The organism is Actinoplanes sp. NBC_00393 (assembly GCF_036053395.1).
Lineage (GTDB): Bacteria > Actinomycetota > Actinomycetes > Mycobacteriales > Micromonosporaceae > Actinoplanes.
Genome location: NZ_CP107942.1, coordinates 9,602,688 through 9,617,233, shown reverse-complemented (window position 1 = coordinate 9,617,233; position 14,546 = coordinate 9,602,688). Strand labels below are relative to the sequence as shown.

Genomic DNA, 14,546 nt, shown 5'->3' with positions numbered 1-14,546 from the left:
TCCCGGCAGGCAACCCCTACGGGGGAGCTCTTTGGTGTAGGCCGCGTCGGCCTGCACAGGGTCGCAGACGATGTCGGGTGTGATCTTGCCTCCGATCGACCTACTGGCGGCCAATGCCGTCCTGCTGTGCGCAGTGGTCCTCGGCGTCGGGCACCTGCTCGGCAGCGTCCGGGTCCACGGCGTCGCACTGGGCGTCGCGGCTGTCTTCTTCGTTGGCCTCGGCCTCGGCGCCCTCGACGAACGGCTACGGCTGCCTGACTTCGCCGACCAGTTCGGGTTGGCTTTGTTCGTCTATCTCATCGGTCTGGCCAGCGGACCCACCTTCTTCGCCGCACTGCGCCGGCGCGGTCTGCGCGACAATGCCTTCGTCGCCGGAGCCCTCGCCGTCGCGGCACTGATCGCCGTCGCAGCCGCTGCCGCCTTCCACCTCAACTCGGCCACCGCCGCCGGGGTGTTCGCCGGCGCGCTGGTCAACGTGCCGGCGCTCGGCGGTGCCCAGGAGGCGCTGCGAGCCATCGCCCCCGCCCACGCGGCGGCCCTGGCCAACGACGCGGCAGTCGGAATGAGCCTGACCTATGGGTACGGCGTGGTCGCCATGATCGGTGCCCTCGTCACCTACATGATGTTCGTCCGGGTCGACTTCGCGCGCGAGGCCTCCGAGAACACGCACCTGGCTACTGCTCCGAGAAAACTGGTCGAACGAACCCTGCGCGTCACCCGAGGCGCCGGCATCGACATCCATGAGCTCACCAACGAACTGGCCCGCGACGGTGAGGCGCTACTGGTTCGGCTGCGACGCGGCGACCGCATCCAGCTGGCCGTATCGGTCGCCACCCTGCATTACGGTGACCTGTTGTCGGTCGTCGGTACCCGTGCAGCCACCAGGGATCTCGTCGCACGCCTCGGAGAGAAAGCCGGTCCGGCGCTGTCGCTGGACCGCAGCACCCTCGACTTCCGCCGGATCACGGTCTCCGATCCTGCGCTGGTCGGCAGGACCGTCGCTGACCTGGACCTGCCCCGCCGATACAATGCGCTCATCACCCGGTTGCGGCGTGGCGATCACGACCTGATCGCGACTCCCACCACCCGATTGCTTCTCGGCGACCGGGTGCGGGTGGTCACATCACACGACCGCATGCCCGCCGTGACGGCCTTGCTAGGCGACTCCGACCAGTCGCTGACCCGGGTGGACTTCGCTGGCCTCACCCTCGGTCTCGCGTTCGGCCTGCTGCTGGGCGCGGTCACGGTGCCACTTGCCGGTGCCGCGACACTGCGTCTCGGCCTAGCGGCAGGGCCGCTCATCGCGGGCCTGATCCTGGGCCGGATCGGACGGACCGGCGCGATCACCTGGCACCAGCCCCGATCGACGATCCTGGTCCTTCGGCAGGTCGGCGTCGCGCTGTTCTTCGCCGGCGTCGGACTCAAGTCCGGTGGCGCGCTCATCCACGGGTTCTCCGACGGTGGCGCCTGGAAGATGATCGCAGCCGGTGCGCTGGTGGCGGCCGGCACCACCGTCGCCTGCATCGTCGGGGGCAGGCTACTGCGCATGCCTCTCTCTTGGCTGATGGGTGTCATGGCCGGCATCGACACCAACCCGGCTGTGCTGACCTTCGCCGAAGACCGAGCCAAGAATGAGCTGCCGGCCCTGGCGTACTCGACGGTTTTCCCGGTCGCAATGGTTTTGAAGGTCCTCATCGCACAGCTGATGATTGTGCTGCTGCACCATTGACCTGACCGGTGGCATCATCGACATCGAGTCCGTGACGGGAACTGACGTACTCCGCCGATCCCGCCTCGATCGGCGGACCAGCGGTGGCACCGGTGGCCGGGCTGTCTCGACCCGTCGAGCGGAGCGCGTACGGATTACTTGTCTCTGGTCCGGCGGCTGCGTCCTCGGTCTCCTGCTGGCACAGCCTGGAGCCCGGCACATGGATGCGGCAGATTGCGGTAACGCGCCCGGGCTCAGGCACCTGCCCTGTCGTCATGCCGCACGATGAGGACCGGACTCTCGGCGTGGTGCAACAGTTGCAGCCCGACCGAGCCGAGCAGGGCTCCGCTCACCCTGCCGTGGCCGCGGCTGCCGACGACGACCAGGCGCGCCTTGCCCGACGCCGCGACCAGCGCCGCGGCCGCACCCTCCCTCGTCACCATCGCCTTGACCGGCACGGCGGAGTACTTCTCCCGCCACGGAGCGAGCTGCTCGTCGAGCCGGGCGCGTTCGTCGTTCTCCTGCTCGGACGTGTCTATGACGTCAGCGACGCCGGCGGCCGCCACCCAAAGCGGGACCGCCGGCGGGTATGCGCGTATCACCAACAGCGGCGCATTCCATTCGGCCGCCGCCGCGAAGGCGGCCTCGAGAACCACCTCCGCTGCCGGGTTCTCGTCAACCCCCGCGACGATCGGTCCTTCGGTACGGCCACGGACGACCACGACCGGGCACGAAGCGTTCGTGGCCATGCTCGCGCTGACCGAACCGAGCAGCAGACCGGCGAACCCGCCCCGGCCGCGGCTGCCGACCACGAACAGGTCCCCGCCGTGCGAAACCTCCAGCAGACACGGCACGGCATGCCCGATCAGCAGATTCGTCTGGATGGCGATTCCGGGCGCGACCTGCCGCGCTCGGTCGCGGGCGGTCGCGACGATGCCCTCGGCGACCTGACGCGCGATGTCGACGTAGTCGCTGCCGCCGCCGGGGCGTACCTTCACCCAGTCCCGTTCGTAGGCGTGCACGATGCGTAGCACCCCATGGCGCCGCTCGGCTTCGCGAGCCGCCCATGCCACGGCCCCGAGGCTGGATTCCGCGCCATCGGTGGCGACGATGATGGTTCCGGTCGTCATGTCGGACGTCCTCTCTATCACCTATCGATCTTCGAGCGCTTCCACGCTGACGATCAGGGAAGGAGACCCGCACAACCCAGGCCGGAAGTCCCGACTGCGCTCGGACACGTTGACGCCACATCGATAATCACAACTTGGTCGACAGGTAGGCTTCCACCTCGCTGAGTTCCTGTGCCCCCGTGAAGTCGTCGGCGACCAGCGCGCGCTTGGACGCGGCCGTAGGGCGCGACCACCGCGGTTTGCCTGACGGCCATCCGCCAGCCGAGCATGACGACGCGGCGGCGGGGGGCGACCAGGTTCTGCGCGGCGCCAGAATCGGCGTCCAGACGCAGCGCCTTACAAGTCGTCAGGCGGCGTGCGCTAGCTCGAACGAACCTTTGCCCGAACGCTTGGCCGCGTACATGGCACCGTCGGCCCTGTGCAACAAGGCCGAGGCGTCACGGTCGTCGTCGGCCGCCATCGCCCCCGACGCTGGCGTGGACCGGACCTCGGTGCCGCCTTCGAGCCGGCACGGTTCACCGAGCGCCTCGACGATCCGGTCGGCGACGGCCGCGAGGTCGCCAAGCTGTGCCTGCTCGATCAGCACCGCGAACTCGTCGCCGCCGAGACGGGCGGTCACACCGGCCGAGCCGGCACTGAGCCGCAGCCGCTCTGCGGTCCGCATCAGGACCGCGTCGCCCGCGGCATGCCCGTAGGTGTCGTTGACCGGCTTGATGTCGTCGAGGTCGATGAGCACACCCACTCGACTGTCGCCTCGGCGTAGCGCGTCCTCGAGGCGTTCGAGGAACAAGGCCCGGTTGGCAAGGCCGGTGAGGCCGTCCGTGAAAGCCATGGTGTGCAGCCTGGCCGCCAGGACGTCACGCTCAGCGAGCAGTTCCTGGATGGCGACGAAAGACGTGAGGAACCAGCCGGACAGCGTTAGGGTGACCGCAGTCGCGGTGGCGGGCACCGCGACCCCGAGACGCGGGCTGCTCACCTGACCTCGTCACCGGCAGGTCCGGCCGGCCGCTGCCGCGAGTGGCGTGTACGCACCTCGTCCCCGTTCTTGCGATGCCGCGGGCGGCCTCGCGCACCACCCAGTTCAGCTTTCGCCTCAGTTATCGGCAGGCAGCGCCGCGGAATGAGAGAGAGCTCCGGCATTCCGACCGGCGGAGGAGGCGGACCTTGGCGCGACGCCACCGGCGCGTCCGACCAGGTACGGGACCAGCAAAAAGTCCGAGATCAGCCGCCCGACGCGACATGGGCCGACGAGCACCGCGTCCGGCCAGCCGCGCTGCTGCGTTCGCCCGTTAGAAGAAGTCACCGTACACATCGACACCCCGGGCATGCCACTGCTCAGCCTCATCCGCGTGATTGGCCCGGCAATAGTCGCCGATCGCCCGCAACACCGGCATCGGGTTGCGCTGCAGGTCGAGCACAGCAAGCCGGGCCAGAGTCACGACCGTGCTGCGTCCACCGCGGCTGCCTGAAGCATCCGGCGCGGCACGAGCAGTGCCGACGGCGGTGTACAGCGTCGGGGAACCAGCCCTTGCGGCCCGCCCGCCACCGCCAGACGACCCGCTGGGACGCCCGGCAGGTGCGTTCGAAATCGCCAAAGCCGGGCGGAACAGGACTCCCGGCCCGCCGCGGCGGGCCGTGCCGCCCTGCCGGCGGGCATCGGTACGGATGAGGCTGAAGGAAGGGAACGCCAAGGAGGAATCATGCGTACGCCAGCGATCGTCGTCGCAGTCGACGGCACCGAGCCCAGCCGGGCGGCAGTGCGTTGGGCCGCACGGGAGGCGGAACTGCGCAAGCAGCCGTTGCTGCTCACCCATGTCCTGGACCGGGATTGGGCGGGCACGCAGTACGACGTCGATGGCCGGCACTTCGAGACGGCCCGTAGGTTCGGTGAAGGCATCGCCGTGCGCGCGGCGCAGGAGGCGGCGACGGTCGCATCGGCGATCGAGATGGATACCGATGTTTTGACCGGCGACCCGGCGGCCCAGCTGATCATCGCCTCCGAAGGTGAGGACCTGCTGGTGCTCGGCAGCCGCGGCCGCGGCGGCTTCGCCGGCCTGCACCTCGGCTCGGTCAGTCAGCGGGTGGCCATGCATGCCGACTGCCCGGTCGTCGTGGTCCGCGGACGCACGGATGCCGGCAAGGGCCCGGTCGCGGTGGGCGTCGACGACAACGGCTCAGCCGATCGGGTCCTGGAAGCGGCGTTCACCGCGGCGCGGGCCCGCTGCACCTCGTTAACCGCGATCCGCTCATACCTGCCGTCCGTACTGGTCTACTCGGGGCATCTCCCGCCCGCTCAGGTGTATAGCCCGGAGCAGGACCAGGCCGAGCGGGCCAACCTGACCACGCAGCTGGCGCCGTGGCGCGAAAAGTTCCCCGACGTACCGGTGGAGATCCTGCTGTCGCACGACAGCGCCGCGGCGGTGTTGGTCGGCGTCTCCCGTGGCGCACAGCTGGTGGTGGTCGGCAGCCGCGGCCACGGCGTGATCGCCGGCACCCTGCTCGGCTCGACCGGTCTGCAACTGCTGCATCACGCCGACTGTCCGGTCCTGATCGTGCGGCCGCACGGCAAGCGGGACAGCGGGCGATGACCGTGCCCGGCCGGGTGGTTCCCGGCACGGATCCGGTCGACGCGCTGACCGCCGACGGCGGCATCGTGTCGATCCGGTCTGTCACGGCCGCGGACCGCTCGGCCGTTACCGCGCTGTACGAGCAGGCGTCGGCGGCCAGCCTGCACCTGCGGTTCTTCGCCCAACCCAGCGCCGCCACGCTGAGCGCCGAGGTGAGTCGGTTGTGCCGGCCGGAGTCAGCGCACCACGTGAACGTGCTGGCCTACGAGGGCGACGAGCTCGTTGGCGTCGCCTCCGCCGAGCGGTTCGGCGACCGGCCGCGTTCCGAGTTCGCTCTGCTGGTCGCCGACCGGCACCACGGCCGCGGCATCGGCACCCTGCTGCTGGAACACCTCGCGGCCCGCTGTCGCCGGTACGGCATCACCGAACTCTCCGGCGAGGTGCTGCCCGGCAACGTCGGCATGCTGCGCGTCGCGCGGGACCTCAGCTCGCAGGCTCGGCACCGTTTCGACCGGGGCGTGGTCGACGTGACCTTGCAGATCAGTAATGACGGGAGCACCGCAGCGGTCGTTGACGAGCGGGACCGCACGGCGGAACGCGCCTCGCTGCGCGCGTTGCTCAGCCCGTCGTCGGTCGCCGTGGTGGGTGCCGGCCACCAGATTGGCGGTGTCGGCCGGGAAACCTTGCAGTCGCTGCTCGACTACGGGTTCACCGGTCCGCTATACGCGGTCAACGGCCACGGTGACGCGGTCGGTTCGGTACCCGGCTACCGCAGCCTGCGTGACCTGCCGGGCCCGGCGGAGCTGCTGGTCATCGTCGTGCCCGCCGAGCAGGTCGCGGGGGTGCTCGCCGACGGTGCCGCCGTCGGAGCGCGCGCGGCCGTCGTGCTCAGCGCCGGCTTCGGCGAGGCGGGTCCGGACGGCCGTAAACGGCAGGCCGAGCTGGTACGGCGGCCCGCTCCCACGGCATCCGCCTGGTGGGCCCGAACTGCCTCGGGGTGTACAACACCGACCCGCGGATCCGGCTCGCCGCGGGCTTCGCCCCGGCGCTTCCGGCCCGCGGCGCGTTGGCGGTTGCTGCTCAGTCCGGCGCGGTGGCCATCGCCGTGCTGGAGCACGCGGCCCGCACTGGCGCTGGGGTGTCCACCCTGGTGTCGCTCGGCGACAAGGCCGATGTGAGCGGCAATGACCTGATCGCCTACTGGTACGACGACCCGGAGACCCGGGCGGTCGCCCTTTACCTGGAGTCGTTCGGCAACCCGCGCAAGTTCGCCCGTACCGTGAGGGCCTTGTCGCGCCGCAAGCCGGTGCTGGCCCTCAAGAGTGGCCGTTCGGTTGCCGGGCAGCGTGCCGGCGCCTCGCACACCGCGGCCGCCGCGGCCCCGGCAGCCGCCGTCGACGCCTTGTTCGCCCAGGCCGGTGTGATCCACACGGAGAGTCTCGGTGAGCTGCTGGACGCCGCCCGGATGCTTACCGATCAGCCGTTGCCCGCCGGCGAGCGGCTCGCGGTGGTGAGCAACGCCGGCGGCCTGAACGTCCTGGCCGCCGACTCCGCGGAGCTGGCCGGACTGCACCTGCCGACAACTGGCGAAACTGCGCAGGATAATCCGCTCGACCTGGGCGCTGGCGCCTCTCCGCAGCAGTTCGCCGCCGCAGCCGAGGCCGCCGCCAGCGGCGTCGACATGCTGCTGCTCATCGTGGCCTGCACCCGGGCAAACCAGCCCGCGGAAATCCTGGCCGCGCTCGGTGGCGTCGCTGACCAACACCCGGATCTGAGCGTCGCCGCGGTGGTGACCGGAGGCACCGGCCTGCCGAACCGGCTCGGCGCCCGTGGCGCACCCGTCTACGACCTACCGGAACCGGCCGTTCGCGCGCTCGCGCACGCCGCCTCGTACGCTTCCTGGCGGCGCCGGCCGCTGGGTGGCCGCGCCGAGCTGACCGGTATCGACCGGCAACGCGCACAAGCCCTTGTCGACAAGGCACTCGAACACGGACCCGGCTGGCAGACCTACGCCCGGACCGCGGAGATTCTCGCCGCGTACGGGATCGACGTCGTGCCCGCCACGCTCGTCCGTGACGCGTTCGCAGCCGCGGTGGCCGCCGGACAGATCGATGGTCCGGTCGTCCTGAAGTCGGCCGACCCGCGGCTGGTACACAAGAGCGACACCGGCCGGGTCCGCACCGGACTGAGGGGTCCGGCCGCCGTACGGGAAGCCTTCGACACGGTCGCCGCGGCCGGCCGCCCCGGCCAAGGCGTGCTGGTCCAGCCGCACCTGAACGGACCCGTCGAGCTGGTCGCCGGGCTGGTGCACGACCCGCTATTCGGATCGCTGGTGCTGCTCGGCCACGGCGGAACCTCGACCGACCTACTCGACGACCGGGCCCTGCAACAGGTTCCGATGACCGACCTGGACTCCGGCCGCATGTGGCGTTCGCTGCGCTGCGCCCCGCTGCTCACCGGCTACCGGGGAACCCCGCCAGTGGACACCGCCGCCCTGCAGGATCTGCTGCTGCGGCTGAGCCGGCTCGCCGAGGACCACCCCGAGATCGCCGAACTCGACCTCAACCCGGTGCTCGCCGGCCCGGACGGGATGCACGCGGTCGACGCCAAGCTACGGCTCGCACCCGTCGGCGGCGAACCCGACCCGGTGCTGCGGCGCCTGCGCGACCCGGGCTGACCGGTACGGATGGAGACGACCTGTCATGAAAGCGCTAGTGGTCTACGAGTCCATGTTCGGCAACACCGCCACGGTGGCCCGCGCGGTTGCCGCCGGCCTCGCCGGCACCTTCGACGTCACCCTCGCCGACGTCCAGGACATGCCGCCGGTGGCTGGTGCCGACCTGCTCGTGGTCGGCGCGCCCACCCACGCCTTCGGGATGAGCCGGCCCAGTACCCGCACCGACGCAGCCAAACAGGGTGACGTACGCGCGGGCGCCCAGCAGACCGGCATCCGGGAGTATCTCGACAACACGCCGGAACTCGCCGGGCTGCCGGTGGCCGCCTTCGACACCAAAGTGAAGATGGCGTTGCTGCCCGGCTCGGCGGCCGGCAAGGCGCTGCGGCGGCTGCGCGGTCTCGGCGGCCGCCCGGTCCTGTCCGCGGAGAGTTTCCGGGTCGTCGGCACCGCTGGTCCGCTGGTCGCCGGCGAACTCGAACGCGCCCAGCAGTGGGCGCAAGGCATCGGCGCTGCAAGCCCGCCGTGACCACCCACGCAGTCGAAGCCATCGGTCCGCCGCCCGTTGGCGCGCACCCGGCTCGACGGCCGGTCTGGTGGTCGGTCGGCGTGGCAGTTCAGTGCGGATGCTCGCCGAGTAGGCGAGTGGCCAGCACGGCTGCCTGGGTGCGGCGTTCCAGGCCCAGCTTCGCCAGCAGGCTGGACACGTAGTTCTTCACCGTCTTCTCGGCGAGGAACATCCGGGCGGCGATCTCCCGGTTGGTCAGCCCTTCCGCGACGAGTTCGAGGATCTTGCGTTCCTGGTCGGTCAGCCCGGCCAGTTCCCGGGGCTGTTCCACGCCGTTGCGGATCCTTTCGAGCACGCGCTGGGTGACCGCCGGGTCCAGCAGCGACTGCCCTTCGGCGACCCGGCGGATCGCATCCACGAGGTCGTTGCCGCGGATCTGCTTCAAGACGTAGCCGGATGCTCCGGCCATGATCGCGGCGAACAGGGCTTCGTCGTCCTCGTACGAAGTGAGGATCAGGCCTTTGATCGACGAGTCGACGGCGCGCACGTCGCGGCACACGTCGATGCCGCTGCCGTCCGGCAGCCGGCCGTCGAGGACGGCGACGTCGGGGCGCAGCGCCGGAATCCGGCGGGTCGCCTCCTGCGCCGAGCCGGACTCGCCGACCACTTCGATATCGCCACTCGCCTGCAGCAGGTCGATCAGGCCGCGGCGGACCACCTCGTGGTCGTCGAGCAGGAACACGCGAATCATGTGTACTTCATACCGTCCGGCAGTGGTTACCGGCAAAGAAGGTCCGGGAGGCTCTGTATAGCCTGTCGGTCATGGTTGAGCACCCCACCGACGGATCGCGGCCGGAGCCTCCCTCGTTGGGTCTGAGTCCGCTGTCGCGGGTCCGCCTCGACGAGTTGTTGCAGGAGATGCTCGACCGGGTCGGTGAGGTGCTCTCGAGCCGGGAACGGCTGCGGGCCCTGCTGGACGCGGTGGTGGGGATCGGCACCGACCTTGACCTGCGCAGCACCCTGCAGCGCATCGTCGAAGCAGCCTGCACCCTGGCCGGAGCCCGCTACGGCGCGCTCGGGGTTATCGGCGCCGACCGCACCCAGCTGGTCGACTTCATCACCCACGGCATCGACCCAGCGATTCACGCGAAGATCGGAGATCTGCCGCACGGCCGGGGTGTGCTCGGTCTGCTCATCACCGATCCGCACCCGGTGCGGCTGCCGGACATCACCAAGCATCCCGACTCGTACGGGTTCCCTCCCCACCATCCGCCGATGCACAGCTTCCTCGGTGTGCCCGTGCGGACCCGTGACCAGATCTTCGGCAATCTGTACCTTGCGGAGAAGCAGGGCGCCGCCGAGTTCAGCTTCGACGACGAGGAGATCGTCGTCGCGCTGGCCGCTGCCGCCAGCGTTGCGATCGACAATGCCCGCCTGTTCGCTGTCGCGCAACGCCGGGAACGGTGGCTGGCCGCCACCGCCGAGATCACCGCCGTGCTGGTCGGCGCCGTTCGGCGCACCGAGGCGTTACGGTTGATCGCCCGCCGTGCCCGCGAACTGTCCGACGCCACACTGGTCATGGTGCTGTTGCACGACAACGTGAACGACCGGTACACGATCGAAGTCGCCGAAGGCGCCGACCCGGGCTGTTCGGGGCTGGCCGGTAAACCCGTCCAGCTGGACGGACCGACCGTCACCGGGTTCGCGGACACGACGCACCGCACGGTGCCGGACCTGCAGGCCGTCGCCGACTGGCCCGGCCCGGTCCCGGCCGGCCCGGCGCTGGCCGCTCCACTGGCCGGTACCGACATGCCGCACGGCGTGCTGATCGTCGCGCAGCCGGCCGGACAGCTGTTCGGCGACGAGGACGCGGCGCTGCTGGCCGCGTTCGCCGGGCAGGCCGCCCTGGCGCTGGAACGGGCCCGAGCTCAGGAGGAACGCGAACAACTGGTGGTGCTCGAGGACCGTGAACGCATCGCCCGGGACCTGCACGACGTGGTCATACAGCGGTTGTTCGCCACCGGCATGCAGCTGCAAGGTGCGGTCGCCCACGCGGTACGCCTGGAAGCAGTGGACCGGATCAACACCGCGGTCAACGACCTGGACGCGACGATCCGCGACATCCGCCGGTCGATCTTCGAACTGCGGTCCCCGACCGGACCGTCATTGCGCGCCGACCTGCGCGAGGCCGTCGACGCGGCTGCCGCCGCCCTCGGTTTCCGGCCGGTCCTGGACACCTCCGGCCCGGTCGACAGCGCCGTCCCCGACGACATCGTCCCGGAACTGCTGGCCGTGGTCCGCGAAGCGCTGTCCAACATCGCCCGGCATGCTCAGGCCAGCCAGGCCCGGGTCAGCGTGCACGCCACGAACACCAACGTCACGCTGCGGATCGAGGACGACGGGATCGGCCTTGATCCGAGCCTGGCCCGCGGCGGTGTCGTCAACATGAGCGACCGGGCCGACGACCTGGGCGGCACCTTCGAGACCGGTACCGGTCCGAACGGGCGCGGCACGATACTGACCTGGCGCGTCCCGCTGACCGGCTGAACCGATGGTTGACTGTGACGTTACGTCACAGCAGACACTGGCCTGGTGCGCATCGCGGAGCTGGCGGACCTGACCGAGACGACCGTCCGGACGATCCGGTACTACCACCAGATCGGCCTGCTCCCGATCCCGCCGCAACGTGACGGTCGCCGCGATTACGACCTGTCGCACCTGGCCCGGCTGGTGCGGATCCGCTGGTTGAGGCAGGCTGGGATCCCACTGACCGCTATCACGGCGATGCTCGATGAGACACCGGCCGTGGCTACGGATGGCTCGGCGCCTGTTCTGACCGACCTGCGGGCGGCCGTGGACTCCGTCGACGTTGAGATCCAGCGGTTGCACGACCGCCGCGACCGGCTGCTGAACCTGATCGACGCGGTAGAACGCGACGGGCACCTGTCGCCGATGCCGGCGTCGATGGTGCGGTTCTACGACCAGATGTACGCCCGTGCCACCGATCCGCAGACCCGGCGGGTGATCCGCCGGGAACGTGACTTCATGGAGCTGGCGTTCTACCGCGGCGACATGCCACCGGAGTCAGCGGCCGTGTACGAGGGGTTCACCGACACCGGTCTCGTGGAGAGCTCGGCGTTGTTCGGGCAGATCGCTGAGAGGAATCAGCACGGCGACCATCTTGACCCGCAGGAGATGGACCGGATCGCGGCAGCGGTCGTCGGCCGGGTCGCCCGGCATCTCGGTTCCGACCTGCCGCGGCTGCTGCGAACGATTGACCTGAATGTCGCCCGCAGGGCGGTTGACCTGTATGTACGCCTCGCCGAACCGAACGAAAGGCGGATCGCCCAAGTGATCGGCGACGCGGTCCTGGCCATGATCGAGAAGGGACAGGCGGAGTGACAGAGCTGGTTGTCGACGTCGCCGCGCTGGTCAAACGGTTCGGCGTGTTCACCGCGGTCGACGGTCTCGATCTGCGGGTCGGGCGGGGCGAGGTGCACGGTTTCCTCGGCCCCAACGGTGCCGGCAAGTCGACCACGATCCGGGTGCTGCTCGGCCTGTACCGGGCCACGTCAGGCCGCGTTCGGGTGCTCGGTCATGACCCGGCCCGGCGCGCGGCCGAGGTCACCGCCCGGATCTCGTACGTGCCCGGTGAGGTCACCCTGTGGCCGAACCTGACCGGACAGGAAATCCTGGACGCGTTCGCCGGTCTGCGGGGCCGACGCGACGCCGACGCCGAGCGGCGCCTCGCCGACGCGTTCGCGCTCGACCCCCGCCGGCTGGTCCGCACCTACTCCAAGGGCAACCGGCAGAAGGTGGTGCTCGTCGCCGCGTTCGCCGCCCCCACCGACCTGCTGATCCTCGACGAGCCGACGTCCGGGCTCGATCCGCTGATGGAGGAGGTGTTCCAGCAGTGTGTCCGCGACGCGGTCGCGGCCGGGCGCACGGTCCTGCTCTCCAGCCACATCCTCGCCGAGGTCGAGGACCTCTGCGACACGGTGACGATCATCAAGGACGGCCGGCTCGTCGAGTCCGGCAGGCTGGCCGACATGCGGCATCTCGCCGCGTCCACGGTCACCGCGCGGCTGCCTGCCGAGCAGGCCGTCATGATCCTGCAGCAGCTGCGTCAACCCGGCGTCAGCGTCGACGCCGGCATCGACACGGTGCGGCTCGCCGTGCCCCGCGACCGGGTAGGCACCGTGCTGGCGGTCCTGGTCGACGCGAACGCCGACGACATCACGTGCACGCCGGCGGGGCTCGAAGACCTGTTCCTGCGCCACTACGAGGTAGCAGCCCGATGACACTGACCCGCCTACTCGTTCGCCGGCACCGGCTGTTGCTGGCTTCCTGGCCGGTGCTGCTGGTGGCGTTGTGCAGCACGATGACCGCCTACCAGGACACCTACGCCACCGAAGCGCAGCGGCGGACCGCCGTCGAGCTCGCTCAGCAGAATCCGGCGACGACCCTGCTGTACGGGCGGCTGCCGGATCCCGGCACCCCGGCACAGTTGTTCACGTGGGAGATCGGGGGGTTCGTCACGATCCTCGCTGCGATCATGGCGGTCCTGGCCGCGGTGGCGGTGACCCGCGCGGTCGAGGACGACGGGTCACTGGAGCTGCTACGCGGCTGCGGAATCGCCCCGTTGCAGCCGCTACGCAGCGCGCTGATCATCCTGGCGGCGATGGCCGGCGTGCTGACCACAGGCTGCGCGGCCGCGATCATGGCATCGGGCGGGCAGGTCGAAGGAATGACCGTGGCCGGCGCTGCCGCGTTCGGGGCGGTGGTCGGGCTGACGTTCCTGATCGTCGCCGCCGCGACCGTGGCGCTGGCACAGGTCGCGCCGACGGCCGGGCAGGCCCGGCTGCTGGGCTTCACCGTGCTGGGCGCTTCGTTCGCGGTACGCGCGTTCGCCGACACCGAGCACGTCGACGTTCTCAACTGGGTGAGCCCGCTCGGGCTGCGCGCGACGGTCGAGCCGTTCACCGACGACCGGTGGGCAGCCCTGCTTCCCGCGCTGCTCACCTCCGCGGTCTTGGCCCTCACCGCCGTGCGGCTATGCGCACGCCGCGAGTTCGGCACCGGTCTGATCCGCCGGCACGACACCAGCACCAGCCGGCTGCGCGTGCACACAACCGTCGGGCTGATCGCCCGGCTCACCCGGTCGTCGGTCCTCGCCTGGACCGTCGCGGTCGCGGCGATCGGCACGTTGTTCGCGACCATGGGTTCGGGCGCGGTCGAGCAGCAACGCGACGGTGAGATCGGCGGATTCCTCGGCGCCCAACTCGGCACCGGCGATCCCGCCGCTGGGTACCTCGCGTACTGCGGCACGCTCGTCGGAATAGTCGTGTCCGCTTTCGCGATCCTGTCGATCCTGGCCGCCAGACGGGCTGAGGAGACCGGCCTGACCGGCCTCGTACTGGCCACCGGCGTGCGCCGGTGGACGCCGGTAGCCGCCCACGCCGGTGTCACCGCTGCCGCCAGCGCCGTCATCCTCACTGTCACCGGTGTGATCAGCGCCATGATCACACCTGCCGTTCTGGACGGCGACGACATCGCCGTGCGCAGCCTCGGCTACACCATCGGGCAATGGCCGGCCGTAACAGTCATGACCGGCTGCGCCACGCTGCTGGTTGGCGCGGTCCCCCGCCTGGCCGTGCTGGCCTGGCTGCCCCTGCTGGCCAGCAGTGTCCTGGCCATGCTCGGTGACCTGCTCGGCGTTCCCGAGCAGGTCCAGGACCTGGGTTTCTTCGGCCAGGTGCCGGACGTCGCCGCCGAGAACCCGCACGCCGGTGCGCTGCTGCTGCTCACCACGATCGGCGCGGTCCTGATCCTGCTCGGCACGTTCGCCGTCACCCGCCGCGATCTGCGGACCGGGTGATACTCGCCCGGCGACTCGAGTCAGCGAGCAGCGCTTGGTCGAACGGAACGGCCAGATGACTGCCGCCGCGCACGTACCTGG

General features: G+C 70.4%; 13 protein-coding genes. 9 read left to right on the top strand and 4 right to left on the bottom strand.

The window, feature by feature from the left end:
• Window positions 1-79: 79 nt before the first annotated feature.
• Window positions 80-1,729 (top strand): aspartate:alanine exchanger family transporter, encoded by a 1,650-nt coding sequence (locus OHA21_RS44660; RefSeq protein ID WP_328465859.1) that lies wholly within the window; start codon window positions 80-82, stop codon window positions 1,727-1,729.
• A 233-nt stretch (window positions 1,730-1,962) separates the two neighbouring features.
• Here the strand turns inward: OHA21_RS44660 and OHA21_RS44655 are convergent, their stop codons facing one another.
• From OHA21_RS44655 to OHA21_RS44645, 3 genes are all read right to left on the bottom strand, one after another.
• The gene (locus tag OHA21_RS44655) at window positions 1,963-2,838 is read right to left on the bottom strand and encodes a universal stress protein (RefSeq protein WP_328465857.1); all 876 of its coding nucleotides are present in this window, start codon (window positions 2,836-2,838) and stop codon (window positions 1,963-1,965) included.
• Window positions 2,839-3,184: 346 nt separating this feature from the next.
• Window positions 3,185-3,787: a GGDEF domain-containing protein gene (locus OHA21_RS44650; protein WP_328465855.1), complete on the bottom strand. Its 603-nt coding sequence runs from the start codon at window positions 3,785-3,787 to the stop codon at window positions 3,185-3,187.
• A 340-nt stretch (window positions 3,788-4,127) separates the two neighbouring features.
• Window positions 4,128-4,277, bottom strand: coding sequence for a hypothetical protein (locus tag OHA21_RS44645; RefSeq protein ID WP_328465853.1), 150 nt, complete (start codon window positions 4,275-4,277; stop codon window positions 4,128-4,130).
• 261 nt (window positions 4,278-4,538) lie between these two features.
• Between OHA21_RS44645 and OHA21_RS44640 the strand changes: the two genes are divergently transcribed.
• The 4 genes from OHA21_RS44640 to OHA21_RS44625 are packed head-to-tail and all read left to right on the top strand — an operon-like array spanning window position 4,539 to window position 8,608.
• Window positions 4,539-5,426 carry a universal stress protein gene (locus tag OHA21_RS44640; protein ID WP_328465851.1) on the top strand — a complete coding sequence of 296 codons (888 nt, stop codon included), beginning with the start codon at window positions 4,539-4,541 and terminating at the stop codon, window positions 5,424-5,426.
• The gene (locus OHA21_RS44635) at window positions 5,423-6,583 is read left to right on the top strand and encodes a GNAT family N-acetyltransferase (protein ID WP_328465849.1); all 1,161 of its coding nucleotides are present in this window, start codon (window positions 5,423-5,425) and stop codon (window positions 6,581-6,583) included. Before OHA21_RS44640 ends, OHA21_RS44635 begins: the two co-directional genes overlap by 4 nt.
• On the top strand, window positions 6,499-8,082 hold the full coding sequence (locus OHA21_RS44630) for an acetate--CoA ligase family protein (protein ID WP_328478916.1): 1,584 nt from the start codon (window positions 6,499-6,501) through the stop codon (window positions 8,080-8,082). The genes OHA21_RS44635 and OHA21_RS44630 overlap by 85 nt, the downstream gene beginning before the upstream one ends.
• Window positions 8,083-8,107: 25 nt before the next feature.
• Window positions 8,108-8,608 carry a flavodoxin domain-containing protein gene (locus OHA21_RS44625; protein WP_328465847.1) on the top strand — a complete coding sequence of 167 codons (501 nt, stop codon included), beginning with the start codon at window positions 8,108-8,110 and terminating at the stop codon, window positions 8,606-8,608.
• An 88-nt stretch (window positions 8,609-8,696) separates the two neighbouring features.
• On the opposite strand, the gene OHA21_RS44620 is transcribed toward OHA21_RS44625, so the two are convergent.
• Window positions 8,697-9,338, bottom strand: coding sequence for a response regulator transcription factor (locus OHA21_RS44620; protein ID WP_328465845.1), 642 nt, complete (start codon window positions 9,336-9,338; stop codon window positions 8,697-8,699).
• Window positions 9,339-9,409: 71 nt separating this feature from the next.
• On the opposite strand from OHA21_RS44620, the gene OHA21_RS44615 reads away from it, so the two are divergent.
• The 4 genes from OHA21_RS44615 to OHA21_RS44600 are packed head-to-tail and all read left to right on the top strand — an operon-like array spanning window position 9,410 to window position 14,465.
• A complete protein-coding gene (locus OHA21_RS44615) occupies window positions 9,410-11,134 on the top strand; it encodes a GAF domain-containing sensor histidine kinase (RefSeq protein ID WP_328465843.1) in 1,725 nt (574 codons plus the stop codon).
• A 45-nt stretch (window positions 11,135-11,179) separates the two neighbouring features.
• Window positions 11,180-11,989: a helix-turn-helix domain-containing protein gene (locus OHA21_RS44610; protein ID WP_328465841.1), complete on the top strand. Its 810-nt coding sequence runs from the start codon at window positions 11,180-11,182 to the stop codon at window positions 11,987-11,989.
• Window positions 11,986-12,888, top strand: coding sequence for an ABC transporter ATP-binding protein (locus OHA21_RS44605; RefSeq protein WP_442875012.1), 903 nt, complete (start codon window positions 11,986-11,988; stop codon window positions 12,886-12,888). The genes OHA21_RS44610 and OHA21_RS44605 overlap by 4 nt, the downstream gene beginning before the upstream one ends.
• Window positions 12,885-14,465, top strand: coding sequence for a hypothetical protein (locus OHA21_RS44600; RefSeq protein WP_328465839.1), 1,581 nt, complete (start codon window positions 12,885-12,887; stop codon window positions 14,463-14,465). The genes OHA21_RS44605 and OHA21_RS44600 overlap by 4 nt, the downstream gene beginning before the upstream one ends.
• Window positions 14,466-14,546: the final 81 nt, after the last annotated feature.